13 protein-coding genes and 1 pseudogene are annotated in these 13,430 nt (G+C 67.9%); 6 read left to right on the top strand and 8 right to left on the bottom strand.

The genetic code is table 11. The annotated features are described in order from the left end of the window. Nucleotides 1-253: 253 nt before the first annotated feature. From yidC to ACXJJ3_RS22445, 5 genes and pseudogenes are all read right to left on the bottom strand, one after another. A pseudogene (gene yidC, locus ACXJJ3_RS22465) lies at nt 254-1,234 on the bottom strand (membrane protein insertase YidC); the annotation flags it as partial. 9 nt (nt 1,235-1,243) lie between these two features. After that, on the bottom strand, nt 1,244-1,558 hold the full coding sequence (yidD, locus tag ACXJJ3_RS22460; RefSeq protein WP_425554039.1) for a membrane protein insertion efficiency factor YidD: 315 nt from the start codon (nt 1,556-1,558) through the stop codon (nt 1,244-1,246). Next, nucleotides 1,555-1,896, bottom strand: a complete 342-nt coding sequence (gene rnpA / locus ACXJJ3_RS22455) for a ribonuclease P protein component (protein WP_458163792.1) — start codon at nt 1,894-1,896, stop codon at nt 1,555-1,557. Before rnpA ends, yidD begins: the two co-directional genes overlap by 4 nt. Before the next feature lie 26 nt (nt 1,897-1,922). Beyond that, nucleotides 1,923-2,060, bottom strand: a complete 138-nt coding sequence (rpmH, locus tag ACXJJ3_RS22450; RefSeq protein WP_130386492.1) for a 50S ribosomal protein L34 — start codon at nt 2,058-2,060, stop codon at nt 1,923-1,925. A 1,458-nt stretch (nt 2,061-3,518) separates the two neighbouring features. Further along, nucleotides 3,519-3,941, bottom strand: coding sequence for a hypothetical protein (locus ACXJJ3_RS22445; protein WP_458163791.1), 423 nt, complete (start codon nt 3,939-3,941; stop codon nt 3,519-3,521). A gap of 93 nt (nt 3,942-4,034) precedes the next feature. On the opposite strand from ACXJJ3_RS22445, the gene dnaA reads away from it, so the two are divergent. The 6 genes from dnaA (at nt 4,035) to ACXJJ3_RS22415 (ending at nt 11,471) form a co-directional block, all read left to right on the top strand. Next, on the top strand, nt 4,035-5,765 hold the full coding sequence (dnaA, locus tag ACXJJ3_RS22440; protein WP_458163790.1) for a chromosomal replication initiator protein DnaA: 1,731 nt from the start codon (nt 4,035-4,037) through the stop codon (nt 5,763-5,765). A gap of 457 nt (nt 5,766-6,222) precedes the next feature. After that, entirely contained in the window at nt 6,223-7,368 is a 1,146-nt protein-coding gene (gene dnaN / locus ACXJJ3_RS22435; protein WP_458163789.1) for a DNA polymerase III subunit beta, read from the top strand. Between the two features lie 26 nt (nt 7,369-7,394). Further along, nucleotides 7,395-8,315, top strand: coding sequence for a phosphogluconate dehydrogenase (NAD(+)-dependent, decarboxylating) (gene gnd, locus ACXJJ3_RS22430; protein ID WP_458163788.1), 921 nt, complete (start codon nt 7,395-7,397; stop codon nt 8,313-8,315). Between the two features lies 1 nt (nt 8,316). Next, nucleotides 8,317-9,456 (top strand): DNA replication/repair protein RecF, encoded by a 1,140-nt coding sequence (recF, locus tag ACXJJ3_RS22425; protein ID WP_458163787.1) that lies wholly within the window; start codon nt 8,317-8,319, stop codon nt 9,454-9,456. Continuing rightward, on the top strand, nt 9,449-10,024 hold the full coding sequence (locus ACXJJ3_RS22420) for a DUF721 domain-containing protein (RefSeq protein WP_458163786.1): 576 nt from the start codon (nt 9,449-9,451) through the stop codon (nt 10,022-10,024). Before recF ends, ACXJJ3_RS22420 begins: the two co-directional genes overlap by 8 nt. A gap of 109 nt (nt 10,025-10,133) precedes the next feature. Further along, on the top strand, nt 10,134-11,471 hold the full coding sequence (locus ACXJJ3_RS22415) for a hypothetical protein (protein WP_458163785.1): 1,338 nt from the start codon (nt 10,134-10,136) through the stop codon (nt 11,469-11,471). Between the two features lie 12 nt (nt 11,472-11,483). Here ACXJJ3_RS22415 and ACXJJ3_RS22410 read toward each other — a convergent pair whose 3' ends face one another. Genes ACXJJ3_RS22410 through ACXJJ3_RS22400 form a run of 3 tightly spaced genes read right to left on the bottom strand, consistent with a single transcriptional unit; the run spans nt 11,484 to nt 13,281 of the window. Beyond that, nucleotides 11,484-12,041: a hypothetical protein gene (locus ACXJJ3_RS22410; RefSeq protein ID WP_458163784.1), complete on the bottom strand. Its 558-nt coding sequence runs from the start codon at nt 12,039-12,041 to the stop codon at nt 11,484-11,486. Continuing rightward, on the bottom strand, nt 12,038-12,646 hold the full coding sequence (locus ACXJJ3_RS22405; protein WP_458163783.1) for a hypothetical protein: 609 nt from the start codon (nt 12,644-12,646) through the stop codon (nt 12,038-12,040). Before ACXJJ3_RS22405 ends, ACXJJ3_RS22410 begins: the two co-directional genes overlap by 4 nt. Continuing rightward, nucleotides 12,643-13,281, bottom strand: coding sequence for a hypothetical protein (locus ACXJJ3_RS22400; protein ID WP_458163782.1), 639 nt, complete (start codon nt 13,279-13,281; stop codon nt 12,643-12,645). Before ACXJJ3_RS22400 ends, ACXJJ3_RS22405 begins: the two co-directional genes overlap by 4 nt. Between the last annotated feature and the right edge of the window lie 149 nt (nt 13,282-13,430).

Genomic DNA, 13,430 nt, shown 5'->3' with positions numbered 1-13,430 from the left:
CAAAGAAAGGGATTGCGGTGCGCGGGGGTCAGCGCGATCCGCCGGAGCGCTTCTGCGCCGCCTTCTTCTGCGCGGCCGACTTCGCCGCGGGCTGGCGCTTGCCTCCCGACCCCTTCTTGGCGGCCGGCTGCTTCTTGGCAGCACCGGCCTGAGTCTTCTTGGGCGCGTCCTGCTTCGGCGTCTCGTCCTGGACCGCCGCGGTGTCCGCCTCGGTCGTCTGGCCGTTGCTCGACGCGGTGGCCGCCGGGCCGCCCTTACGGTCGCTGCGCGACTGCCGCTTCGGCTGCTGCCGCTGCGCCGGGCGCCGGTCCGTCGTCGCGGTCTCGGTCGCCGCACCCGCCGTACCCGGGACGTTCTCGTCGGCCGGACGGCCGTGGCGCAGGTTGTGCTCCCGCTTACGCGCCTGCATCGCGTCGTACGCCGGCGTCCCCGGGGCCGGGTTCCGGCGGATCACGTAGAACTGCTGGCCCATCGTCCACAGGTTCGAGATGAACCAGTAGATCAGTACACCGATCGGGAAGTTGAAGCCACCGATCAGGAAGAAGATCGGGAAGACGTACAGCATGATCTTCTGCATCTGGGCGGCCTGGCCCTCGAGGGCCTCCTTCGGCATGTTCTTCCGCATCAGCTGCAGCTGCGTGGTGAACATGGTCGCCGTCATCAGGATGATCAGGACGATCGCGACGACCTTGACGTTGCCCGAGCCGGTACCGCTCGCCTTCAGGAAGGTCTGCGAGATCTCCGCGCCGAAGATCTTCGCGTGCTGCAGCGAGTTGACATACGGCTTCATGATCTCGCTGTGCCACTGGCCCTTGGCCGCGTAGTCGAGCACCCGGAACAGCGCCAGGAAGATCGGCGACTGGAGCAGCAGCGGCAGGCACGAGGAGAACGGGTTGGTCCCGGTCTCCTTGTACAGCTTCATCATTTCCTGACCGAGCTTCTCCCGGTCGTGGCCGTACTTCTTCTGCAGCTCCTTCATCTTCGGCTGCAGCAGCTGCATGTTCCGGCTGGAACGGATCTGCCGGACAAAGAGCGGGATCAGGATCGTCCGGATCGTCACCGTCAGACCGACGATGGAGAAGGCCCAGGCCCAACCGCTGTTCGCGTCGACGACCTGGCTGAGCAGCCAGTGCCAGCCGACCAGCAGTGCCGATACGGCCCAGTACAGCGGCGTCATGACCGTGTTGAACAGATCTACGATCCCGTCCCACACCGCGAGCCCGGGGATGGCCAGAAGAGTCACTCACACACCTCGCTGCACAGGCCCGGCGTCGGCTGACGGCCCGGGCTGGTTGGCGGAGACAGACTCTCCGCGCTGGTCGACATCTTTGGGTGGAACGGGGTCGTAGCCTCCGGGGTTCCACGGGTGGCAGCGGAGAAGTCGCCTCACCGCCAGCCAGCTACCGCGCACCGCACCGTGGCGCTCGACCGCTTCCAGGGCATACGCCGAACAACTCGGGTAGAACCTGCAGACCTGCCCGTACAGCGGGCTGATCAGCAGGCGGTACAGCTTCAGGAAACCGATGATCCCGCTGCGCACGGGATTGAACCGCATCATGGCTTCGACAATCGGCGGAACGCACCGTCGACGTCGGCGACGAGCTCGTCGTACGACGCCGCGGCGGACGACGGCAGCGCCCGGACCACCGTCAGGCTGCCGGCCGGCAACTCCGGGATCCGCGCTGCCAGGACAGCACGCAGACGGCGGTGGACCCGGTTCCGCAGAACCGCGTTGCCCACCGCCTTGTTCACAACGAATCCGACGCGCGGGGGGCCGGCGTGACCGGCCTCCAACAGCACATGCAAGACCACCGCGCGTCGCGCCGCACGCCGACCGGACCGGACGGCGCGACGGAAGTCGTCGGACCGGACCAACCGGTTCGACGCGGGCAACACGAGGTGGTCACCGTCAGACGGGTCGCTCAGGCCGCGAGGCGCTGACGACCCTTGCCACGGCGGGCGGCGATGATCGCGCGACCCGCACGGGTACGCATGCGAAGACGGAAGCCGTGCTTCTTGTGCCGGCGACGGTTGTTCGGCTGGAACGTCCGCTTGCTCACTGGAATGACTCCGGTTACTCGAGATCACAAATTTGTCGACAAATCCACTGATTGGATCTGCCCGGGTGCCTGTCCTGCACACCGTCGGAGAACCAGAAGAGGGTCCCGCAGCGAGCGCAGCACGAAAGGGCCGGCTCAACACCGACCGATCCACGGTACGTGGCCTCCTGTGGACAGGTCAAACCAGGTATCCCCAGAGTTTTCCACAGGCTTGTGGACAGCATAGTGGGTAACTGGTTGCCGGAGAGCTCGTCACTGTCCGGACCGGATGGCAACGGAGAGCGATCTCCAACCATGACTACGCTCCGGCGTCTACCCGACACGCCGGAGGTTGCCCCCAATTTCCTGTTCATAGCCTGTGGATGACGGCTTGAAGGTGCCTGGGCGGACTTGTTAGCGTCACTCCCTCACACCAGAGGTCCCACACCCCGCAATCGGTAACCAACCTGTCCCGGCGGTCGTTCACAACTGTGGACAACCGTGTGGACAGAGCGGCGGCACGGTGTCGGGTCGAACGGTCGCGCAGCCCGGATCCCTCCGGAACGCGCCGGCCACCGTAGCGATGGATTCGGGGAGCAACGCGTGGTCGAGGACCATTCCGCCAGTGCGGAATTCACACCGGCGGAATTCACGGGAAGCGAGTACCGGACGGACTACAGCGCCGACGGCCGTCAGGATCTGCGGCCCGAGCCCGACGCCGACATCCGCCCCGAACCCGAAGCCAACTTCCGTACCGAGGTCCCACCCGCTCCGGAGCCCCAGCCCCGCACCGAGGCCCTGCCCCGTCCCGAGCCGACCCCGCGCACCGAGCCCCTTCGTCCGGACCAGTCGCGCCCGGACCAGTCGCGCCCGGACCAGTCGCGCCCGGACCAGTCGCGCCCGGAGCCGACGTATCCGGAGCCGACGCTGAGGTCCGAGCCCGCGCCGCGCCCGGAGCCGATGCCGCGGGCAGAGCCGGAGCCGCGCCCAGAGCCCATGCCTCGGTCGGAGCCCACCCCACGCGCGGACCCGGAGCCGCGTCCGGAGCTGGGGCCTCGGCCGGAGCCTGCTCGGGCGGAGCCGCGGCGGCGGAGTGAGGCTGCGCCGCAGGCCGAGACCTTGCCGATTCCGCTGCCCGAACCGGCGCCGCGGATGGACCCTGGTGACTACCTGAGCCCGTCGCTCCCGATCCCGATGCCCGAGCCGTCGGCCTTCGGGTACCGTCCTGCGCCGCCGCCGGCGCCGTACGGCTACCGATCCGAGCTCGAACGTGCGGCCACCGATCTCCCGCCCGGCCCACCCATGCCCACCGCAGGTACGACGTACTTCGGTGCGGCCCCAGCCGTCGGCAACTACCGCCAACCCGACCCGGGTACTGCCTGGGGAAGGGCGGAATGGGGTACCGGCAGCAGCAACGCAGCTGGCTCGGCACCCAACGAGGGCGAGGCACGTGTGGACAACACAGCCACAAACCAGTGGTCACCCGACAACAACCCCACGCAGCCCCCTCCCGCTGCCGACGAAACTCCCGAACGCTCCACCCCTGCGCAGCAGCCCGACCAGCAGCCGCAGGAGCCGCAGCAGCTCCACCACCAGGCGCAGCCCGCTGCGCAGCAACCAGCTCCCCAGCAGCAGCCCGAGCCTGAGCAGCACCAGCAAAGTCAGGCCCCGCAGCAGCGCGCGCCTGAGCAGCAGCCGGTCGCCCAGCAGCACCAGTTCCACCAGCACCAGCCGGTGCAGCAGGAGCCCCCGCGCCAAGAGCCGCCGCACCAGCAGCAGTCGCCACAGCACGAGCAGCAGCACCAGCCACAGCAAGCCGTGCACCAGCAGACCGTGCACCAGCAGACCGTGCACCAGCCGGCCGCTCACGAGCAGCCCCAACAGCACGCGCCGCAACAGCACGCACCCCACCAGGCTCCGCAACAGGCTCCCCAGCAGCAGGCACCTCAGCAGCCCGCTCCTCAGCAGCACCTGCAGCAGATGCAGCAGCCACGCGTGACCGAGGTGGCTCCGGCTGTCACCGATCTCGGCGAAGCCTGGGCGCGGGTTCTCGCCGGCCTGCCGCCGAACCAGCGCGCCTGGCTGACCAACTCACGCCCGGTCACCCTCCACGAGAGCACAGCGATCGTGGCGGTCCCCGACGACTTCACCCGCGGCCAGCTCGAGACGCGTCTCCGCCCGGACCTCGAGCGGATCCTCACCGAGAGCTTCGGCCGCGACATCCGGATCGCCGTCACCGTCGACCCGTCCCTCGACCCGGAGCAGCAGGCCCCCCAGCACCAGCCGCAGCAACACCAGCAAAGCCCGCTGCACCAGACCCCTCTCCAACAGAACTCTCTGCAGCAGAACCACCCGCAACAGAGCCCCATGCAACACAACCCGCTGCAGCAGAACCCCATGCAGCAACCCGCGCAGCAGCAACCGCAGTACACGCAGCAGCCGGTCCAGCAGCCCGCGCCGCAACCGCCCGCGGTCCGCGAGCCGCTCCGTACCGACGGCGCGTACCAGCCGACCATCCAATCGGCGCTGACCGATCCGGACAACGGCCCGCAGTACAACCAGCAGCCCGCACAGCCGCAGCACTACGAGCAGCCGGCGCCGCAGCAGCAGACCCCGTTCGGTCAGCCGCTCGGCTCGGTCGCCCCGCCGCCGAACGGTTCGAGCCAGCCGGCCACGGAGGCGCAGGGCGAGGCCCGCCTGAACCCGAAGTACACGTTCGAGACGTTCGTCATCGGCAGCTCGAACCGGTTCGCGCACGCGGCCGCCGTCGCGGTCGCCGAGGCGCCGGGCAAGGCGTACAACCCGCAGCTGATCTACGGCGACTCCGGTCTGGGCAAGACCCATCTCCTGCACGCGATCGGCCACTACGTGCGCAGCCTCTACACCGGCGCGCGCGTCCGGTACGTCTCCAGCGAAGAGTTCACCAACGACTTCATCAACGCGATCCGCGACGACAAGGCGTCCCAGTTCCAGCGCCGGTACCGCGATGTCGACGTACTGCTGATCGACGACATCCAGTTCCTCGAAGGCAAGATCCAGACCCAGGAAGAGTTCTTCCACACCTTCAACACGCTCCACAACGCGAACAAGCAGATCGTGATCAGCTCCGACCGCGCACCGAAGCGGCTGGAGGCGCTCGAGGACCGGCTGCGGAACCGGTTCGAGTGGGGCCTGATCACCGACATCCAGCCGCCGGACCTCGAGACCCGGATCGCGATCCTGCGGAAGAAGGCGGCCACCGAGCGGCTGACCGCGCCGCCGGAGGTGCTGGAGTTCATCGCATCGAAGGTGCAGACGAACATCCGGGAACTCGAAGGCGCGCTGATCCGTGTCACCGCGTTCGCCAGCCTGAACCGGCAGCCGGTCGATCTGAGCCTGGCCGAGATCGTGCTGAAGGACCTGATCCCCGAGGGCAGCAAGCCCGAGGTGACGGCCAGCATGATCATGGGCCAGACGGCGTCGTACTTCGGGCTCTCGATCGACGACCTGTGCGGTTCGAGCCGCAGCCGCGTCCTCGTGACCGCCCGTCAGATCGCGATGTACCTGTGCCGCGAGCTGACCGATCTGTCGCTGCCGAAGATCGGCCAGCAGTTCGGCGGCCGCGACCACACGACGGTGATGCACGCGGAGCGGAAGATCCGCCAACTGATGTCCGAGCGACGCAGCGTTTTCAACCAGGTGACCGAGCTGACGAACCGGATCAAGCACCAGGCGAAGCAGCAGTAATCAGGACGCACAGGTTGGGGACGCAGCTGTGGAAAACTGTGGGAAACCCTCGCTTTGGTTGTGGATCGGCTGTGGGGACAGAAATCTTCGTCCACGGCTGTCCTCAACCAAAGCGGAGACTGTCCACATGGCATCCACATGGCAATTCGTGGTCTGACCTGCGAAGACAGGGCTTTTCCACACTATCCACCGGTGCTAAGAACACTATGGAATCTATAGAGAGCTCGAAGGCCGGAAAACGATCGAGCGGCCCGATCTGGGGAAAACCCCGATCTCGCGTCGGCTTGCGGGACCTGTCAGGCTGGTCCCGGAGGCAGCAGTACGAGCACCAGCAGCAGGATCGGTACGACGCCGACGCGACCCGCCCGAAGCGCCACGTCCGGCCCGAATGGCGCACAGCACACTTGTCCGTGGCAGGATCTGCCTGGCACACAGCCGAAACAGGAGGCACCCAGCGGTGAAGTTTCGCGTCGAGCGCGACGTACTGGCCGAGTCGGTGGCCTGGGCCGCGCGCAGCTTGCCCAGTCGCCCCAGCGTCCCGATCCTTGCCGGCCTTCTGGTCGAGGCCGAGGACGGGCAGATCACCCTGTCCGGCTTCGACTACGAGACCTCGGTCCGAGTCACGGTGCCCGCACAGGTGGCGGACGTCGGCAAGTGCCTGATCTCCGGCCGGCTGGTCGCCGACATCTCGAAGAGTCTTCCGAACCAGCCCGTGGACGTCGCGGTCGACGGCGCGAAGGCACAGGTCACCTGTGGCAGCTCGCGCTTCACCCTCCAGACGCTTCCCACAGAGGAATACCCGGCCCTTCCGTCGCTTCCGGCGGCCAGCGGCACGGTGAAGGCCGATGTCTTCGCCCAGGCCGTCTCACAGGTCGTCACGGCCGCCGGCCGCGAGGACACGCTGCCGGTGCTGACCGGTGTCCGGGTCGAGATCGAGGGATCGACGATCTCCCTGCTGGCCACCGACCGCTACCGGCTGGCGATCCGCGAGCTCGAGTGGAACCCGGAGTCCCCCGACGCGTCCGCGGCCGCGCTGGTCCCGGCGCGGGTGCTGTCCGACACCGCGAAGGCGATGACCGGCTCCGACGTGACCGTCTCGCTGGCCGCCCCGGGCACGGGTGACGGCATCGTCGGCTTCGAGGGCCAGGTCTCCGGCGGCAACCGGCGTGCGACCACCCGGCTGCTGGACGGCGAGTTCCCGAAGGTCCGCGGCATCATCCCGAACGACGCGTCGATCGCGACCCGGGTGCGGATCGACACCGCGACCCTGGTCGAGGCTGTCAAGCGGGTCGCGCTGGTCGCGGAGCGGAACGCCCCGGTCCGGCTGACCTTCGACGACGACAGCGTGACGCTGGACGCCGGCAGCGGCGACGAGGCGCAGGCGTCGGAGTCGCTGGAGGCGCGCGTGGTCGGCGACCCGGTGACCGTAGGCTTCAACCCGACGTACCTGCTGGACGGTCTCGGCGCGATCGGTACGCCGGTCGCGCACCTGGCCTTCACGCAGGCGACGAAGCCGGCCGAACTGACCGGTGTGCGGGACTTCGACGGCGAACCGATCAGCGAGTTCCGGTACGTGCTGATGCCGGTCCGCCTGAACAGCTGAAAAGCCAACAGAACAAGGGGATTCAGATGGAGCTCGGCCTTGTCGGTCTCGGCAAGATGGGCGGCAACATGCGCCAGCGGATCCGGAACGCGGGGCACACCGTGGTCGGATTCGACAACAACCAGGACATCTCCGACTCCAAGGATCTTGCCGACATGGTCGGCAAGCTGACGGCCACCGACCAGCCGAAGGTGGTCTGGGTGATGGTGCCGGTGCAGGCCATCGACCCGGTCGTCACCGAGCTGGCCGAGCTGCTCTCCCCCGGTGACATCGTCATCGACGGCGGCAACAGCCGCTGGACGGACGACACCCGCCGTGCCGCCCAGCTCGCCGAGAAGGACATCCGGTTCGTCGACTGCGGCGTGTCCGGCGGCGTCTGGGGCCTGGAGAACGGCTATGCGCTGATGTGCGGCGGCGCCAAGGACACCGTCGACGTGGTGATGCCGATCTTCGAGGCGCTGAAGCCCGAGGGCGAGTTCGGCTTCGTGCACGCCGGCAAGGTCGGCGCCGGGCACTTTTCGAAGATGGTCCACAACGGCATCGAGTACGGCATCATGCAGGCGTACGCCGAGGGCTACGAGCTGCTCGAGGCCTCCGACATCGTCGAGAACGTGCCGGAAGCGTTCCAGTCCTGGCGCGAGGGCACCGTGATCCGGTCCTGGCTGCTGGACCTGCTGGTGAACGCGCTCGAGGACGACAACCACCTGGAGAAGATCCGCGGGTACGCCGAAGACTCCGGTGAGGGCCGCTGGACCGTCGAGGCCGCGATCGATCTGGCGGTCCCGGTGCCGGCGATCTCGTCCGCGCTGTTCGCCCGGTTCGCGTCCCGGCAGGACGACTCGCCGGCGATGAAGGCGATCGCCGCGATGCGCAACCAGTTCGGCGGTCACGCGGTGAAGGGTGCCGAGGCCGCGGACCCGTCGTACGCCACCCCACCCAAGCACTGAGGTGTACGTCACCGCCCTGGGTCTGCTCGACTTCCGGTCCTACCAGCAGGCGGAGGTCCAGCTCACGCAGGGCGTGACGGCCTTCGTCGGGCCGAACGGCCACGGTAAGACCAACCTGGTCGAGGCGATTCACTACACCGCAACGCTCGGCTCGCACCGGGTGGCGAACGACGCACCGCTGGTGCGGGCCGGTGCCACCCGGGCGATCGTGCGGACCGAGATCCGCAGCCAGTACGACCGGGACGTGGTCGTCGAGCTGGAGATCAACCCGGGCAAGGCGAACCGCGCCCGGATCAACCGTTCGCCGGTACCGCGGCCGCGCGAGGTGCTCGGTCTGCTCCGGACGGTGCTGTTCGCGCCGGAGGATCTCGCGCTGGTGAAGGGCGATCCGTCCGAGCGGCGCCGGTTCCTGGACGAGCTGCTGACGCTGCGCGCGCCGCGGATGGCCGGCGTACGGCAGGACTACGACCGGGTGCTCAAGCAACGGAACTCGTTGCTGCGGAGCGCCTCGCAGGCCCGCCGGCAGAACCGGTCGAGCGCCGCCGAGAGCCAGCTGCGCACGCTCGAGGTCTGGGACTCGAACCTGGCCCGGACCGGTTCCGAACTGCTCGCGACCCGTCTCGAACTGCTGGAAGCCCTCCGTCCGCTGGTTTCGAGCTCGTACGACGCTGTTGCCCGGGGCAAGGGTGATGCGCGGCTGGAGTACAAGTCGTCCGTCCTGCTCGAGCCCGGGGTGGCGTCCCGCGAGCAGCTCGAGGAGATCCTGCTCGCGGCCGTCCGGGAGAAGCGCCAGGACGAGCTCGAGCGCGGGGTCTCGCTGGTCGGCCCGCACCGCGACGACGTCGTCCTCGGGCTCGGCGACTTGCCCGCGAAGGGGTACGCGAGTCACGGTGAGTCCTGGTCGTTCGCGCTCGCGCTGCGGCTGGCGTCGTACGAACTGCTCCGCGCGGACGGGGGTGAACCGGTGCTGATCCTCGACGATGTGTTCGCCGAGCTGGACTCGCAGCGCCGGGACCGGCTGGCGGAACTGGTCGCGCCGGCCGAGCAGGTGCTGGTGACCGCCGCGGTCGGCGCTGACGTGCCCGCTGAGCTCAGCGGGCAGCGCTTCGAGGTGGGTGAGGGGGTCGTTCAGCGTGCCTGAACCCCCGGATTCCTCCGAGAGCGTCCCTGAGAGCCTTCCTGAGAACCTTCCGGAGGGCGAGGAAGAGCACGACAAGCAGGGCCTCGACCTGGCGAAGTCGCTCGCCGGCCGACTTAAGCAGCAGGCGGCCAAGGGCGGCTTCAAGCCGGTCAAACGCCGCCGCCGGCCACGGATCGACGGCGCCCAGATCAGCAGCGCCCGCCCCGACGACCGCGATCCCCAGAAGCTGACCAACACGCTCGGCCGCCTGATGCGCGACCAGGGCTGGGAGGTCGACGTCGCGGTCCACGGCGTGATGGCCCGCTGGCAGACGATCGTCGGCCCCGAAATGGCCGAACACTGCAAACCGGAGTCGTACGACGACACCGTGCTCACGGTCCGCACGTCCTCCACCGCCTGGAAGGTCCAACTGGACCTCCTGGTCCCCCAACTCCTCTTCCGCCTGAACTCCGAACTCGGCGAAGGCACCGTCACCCAGGTCAAGGTCCTCGGCCCCAACACCTACACCTGGCGCAAAGGCACCCGCACGGTCCGCGGCGGCCGCGGCCCCCGGGACACCTACGGATAACGGGCTGGATTGCCGGTAGGACCCACGCCTCCCCTAAGGGCATCGGTGGTGCCACTGCACCTGCTCGCGACGGTGCTGTAGCACCACCCATGCCCTAGGATCAGGCGCGATGCGCACGCTCGTCGACGGCTTTCGCGAGATGGTCCACCTGATCGGGGATACGTTCCGGCTCTGGTGGAAGAACCTGCTGCCCATGACCACCTGGTGGGCGGCCGGGTACCTCGGCTTCACGCTCTGCTCGCAGGGTGCGATCTGGTTGGCGAAGCACCTGCACTCGAGTCTCGGTACGGGCCTGTTCGCCGTCGGTGTGTTGCTGCAGATCGCCGCGACCGTCGGCATGATCCGGACCTGCGCGATGTCGCTGTACCGCTGGCGCGACGCCGCGAGCAGCGAGGCCGAGGAGACCGCGGACCCGACGCAGCGCGGCCTGCTCGAGCTGCTGGCCGTCACGCTGCTGCCGCTGGTCGCGGTGTGGTCCGCCTGGGGTTTCTTCGACAAGCAGGTCAGCCAGCTGAGCGCGTCGTTCCTGGTGCAGGTCGGCACCCAGGAGGGCTCGGGGTTCTTCAAGGTCGGGATCCACAGCTGGCACAACTACCTGCCGGCGCTGATCATCCTGCTGGTGCTCCGGCGGGTCCTGCAAAGCGTCGACGACCGCTGGCCCAGCCGTCCGGTGAAGTTCGCCCAGGTCTGGGCTGAGTCGTTCTTCGTGCTGCTCACCTTCGTGATCACGCCGTTCGCGATCGCCGAGGGCAAGGGGTGGTTCAAGGACCGGAGCTTCTGGTACTGGTCGTTGGACTGGTGGGACGGCTTCAAGAACATCTTCGACAAGATCCACATCCCGATCCCGGCCGGCATCGAGTTCCTCTGGGGCTTCTTCTGGCAGTCGCTCTGGCCGCTGTTCAAGGACGGCATCGCCGAGCCGCTGACCTGGCTGGCGATCACCACGGTCGTGTTCGGTCACCGGGTGCTGTCGAGTGGCGGCGTCTTCCGCGGCACGCGCCTCGAGCGCCGGCTCGGCGGACAGGCCGAGCAGCAGGAGACCGCGTCGCGCGGCCGGATCGTCGAACTGACCTACAAGGCACCGGATCTGGTGCTCGGCGGTCTGCGGGAGAAGTTCTACCCGGCGATCAACGCGTTCCGGCTGCTGGTCCGGGTCGGTCCGGTGTTCCTCGGTGTCGTCTGCCTGGTCTACACGCTGTGGTGGCTGGCCGACGACTGGGGCTTCGTCGCGCTGGAGCGCCTGCTCGGCATCCACGGGATGCACTGGGGCCTGATGAACATGGAGATCGCCAGCATGATCGGGGATCTGATCTTCGAGCCGCTCCGGATCGCGTTGCTGGCCGCCGCGTTCGACCTGTGCATCTCGGTCGGCAGCGAACGGCGCGTCGAGGCGAAGGCGATCGCCGACGCCAAGGCACCGAAGGCGGCACAGCCCGCTCCGGCCTGAACCCCGCCCCGATCAGGGGGTGATCAGCACCCGCTTGTGCAGGTAGAAGTCCTCGGTGGTGATCCCGACCAGGTTCGGTACGGCGTTCTTCGGCACGACGAAGATCTTCGCGATCTTGGCCGGCTTGTCCATCGTGAACGGATGGTCGTCGTCACCGCAGTACGTCGGCAGCGGGTAGCCGTACGCCTGCTGGTCGTCCCACGTGTTGCCCTTGCTGTCCCGCAGTACCGCGTCGCAGGTGAACCCGTGGTCCTTGAGGTACAGGCCCGGCTTGGGCGTCACGGTAATGTCGGCCAGCACGATCACGGTGCCGGCCGGACCGGCGAGCTCGATCGGCTCGCCGTCCTCGTTCAGGATCTTCGTGTAAACCTTCAGCGAGTCGAGCTTCCACTCGACGCTCGCGATCGTCACGGGGCCTTGGCTGACGACCTGGTCGATCCTGCCCTGCTTGTAGGCGTCCTCGTCGTCGCTGAGGTAGGGGCGCAGCATCGCGAACGCGCCGACCGCCAGCAGGGCGATCAGCACCAGGACCTGCGCGATCAGCCGGGTCGACCGGCTCCCGACGTTCACGACGCGACCCGGGTGACGGCGTCGTTCACGACGTACTGTTCCTCGGCGGTGTCGACCATCTGCTGGGCGATCGCGTCGGTGGGGATCCCGAGGTCGACCCGGATCTCGCTGCTGTTCACGTTGAAGAACAGGCTCGGCTTCAGCCGCAGCGTCAGGCCCTTCAGGTCGGCCGGGTTCGCCTCGAACACCACCGCACCAGTCCGCGCGAAGCCGGCGTCCGGGAAGTCGATCCCGCTGTTGGACGGGTCGCTGACCTCTGTATACACACTGCCGCCGTCGGTGGTCAGGGTCGGGGTGAACGAGTCGGGCTTGTCGACGCCGCGGACAGCGTCCCACTCGACCGCGACGAAGACGCCGTTGGTCTCGATCGGCTTGTCGTCGTCACTCGCCTTGGCGCTGATCAGCTTCTGCGCGAACTTGATCCGGGTCACCTTGATCGTCGAGCCGCTGCCGGCGTACTCGAGCGACTGCCCGATCTGGCCGCGGACGATCGCCAGGTTCGGGGTGTCGTGGTACACGTTGTCCGAGCCGGCCAGCCGGATCACGCCGCCGAGCAGCACGAACAGCAGGCCGACCAGGATGGTCGCGGGGCGGTACAGCTTCATTTGGACTTCCCGTCGTCGATGACAACGGACGTCTTCAGCCGGACGACCGCGGCGGCGTCCTCGTTGTGCCAGTACGGCTTCGGGTTCGCGCCCAGTGCGGAGTTGTCACCCTCGTAGTGCTCCTGCAGGATGCCGATCTCGACCTCTTGCTGGGCGAAGTTCGGTCCGACGTCGAACTTGGTGCTGCACTCCTCCGGCGGCAGGCCGTAGACCAGCACCCAGTTCAGGTTGTCGCCCTTGCACGAATTGCCGTTGGACTCGACCAGGTCCGCGTGGTTCGGCGGCACGAAGCGCATCAGATTGCCTTGGACCGAGTCGCTGGTCTGCTCCTCGGAGTCGATGTTCTTCGCGGTGAAGTAGACCTTCAGGCTGGCCTCGGCCTTGCTGTACTCGGTCTTCGGCTTCCGCCAGATCTCCGCCTTAGTGAACGTGTACTCGAACCGGCCGGCCGTCACCGTGGCGGGTGCGTCCAGGGTCGGGACCGTGCGGCCCTTCTTCTCTTTCCAGCCGCCGGTTGCGAGCACCACGAGGATCGCCGCGATGACGAGGGCGATCACCAGCAGCCAGACACGCCGGTGCCGGTGAATCACCCGGTCGGCGATCATCGCATCGATGACCTCGTCGAGACTCTCCACGGCTGCGATCCTAAGGGGCGGTGGGTGCGCGCCGACCATCCGTCGTCCACAGCCGTCCCGGAGTCCGATCAGCGGTCTGGACCGGAGATCGCCGGAACGGTCAGTCGCGAAACTGCCGAAGGCCACTGAGCGCCCGTGAGCGCTTTTTG

The sequence above is a fragment of the Kribbella sp. WER1 genome, assembly GCF_054189145.1.
Note: the sequence above shows the minus strand (reverse complement) of the source record. Positions and strands in the feature narration are given on the sequence as shown.

Excerpts from the sequence above, each read along its gene's own strand:
- yidD (WP_425554039.1), bottom strand. The coding sequence starts at position 1,558 with ATGATGCGGTTCAATCCCGTGCGCAGCGGGATCATCGGTTTCCTGAAG.
- gnd (WP_458163788.1), top strand. The coding sequence starts at position 7,395 with ATGGAGCTCGGCCTTGTCGGTCTCGGCAAGATGGGCGGCAACATGCGC.
- ACXJJ3_RS22415 (WP_458163785.1), top strand. The coding sequence starts at position 10,134 with ATGCGCACGCTCGTCGACGGCTTTCGCGAGATGGTCCACCTGATCGGG.
- ACXJJ3_RS22405 (WP_458163783.1), bottom strand. The coding sequence starts at position 12,646 with ATGAAGCTGTACCGCCCCGCGACCATCCTGGTCGGCCTGCTGTTCGTG.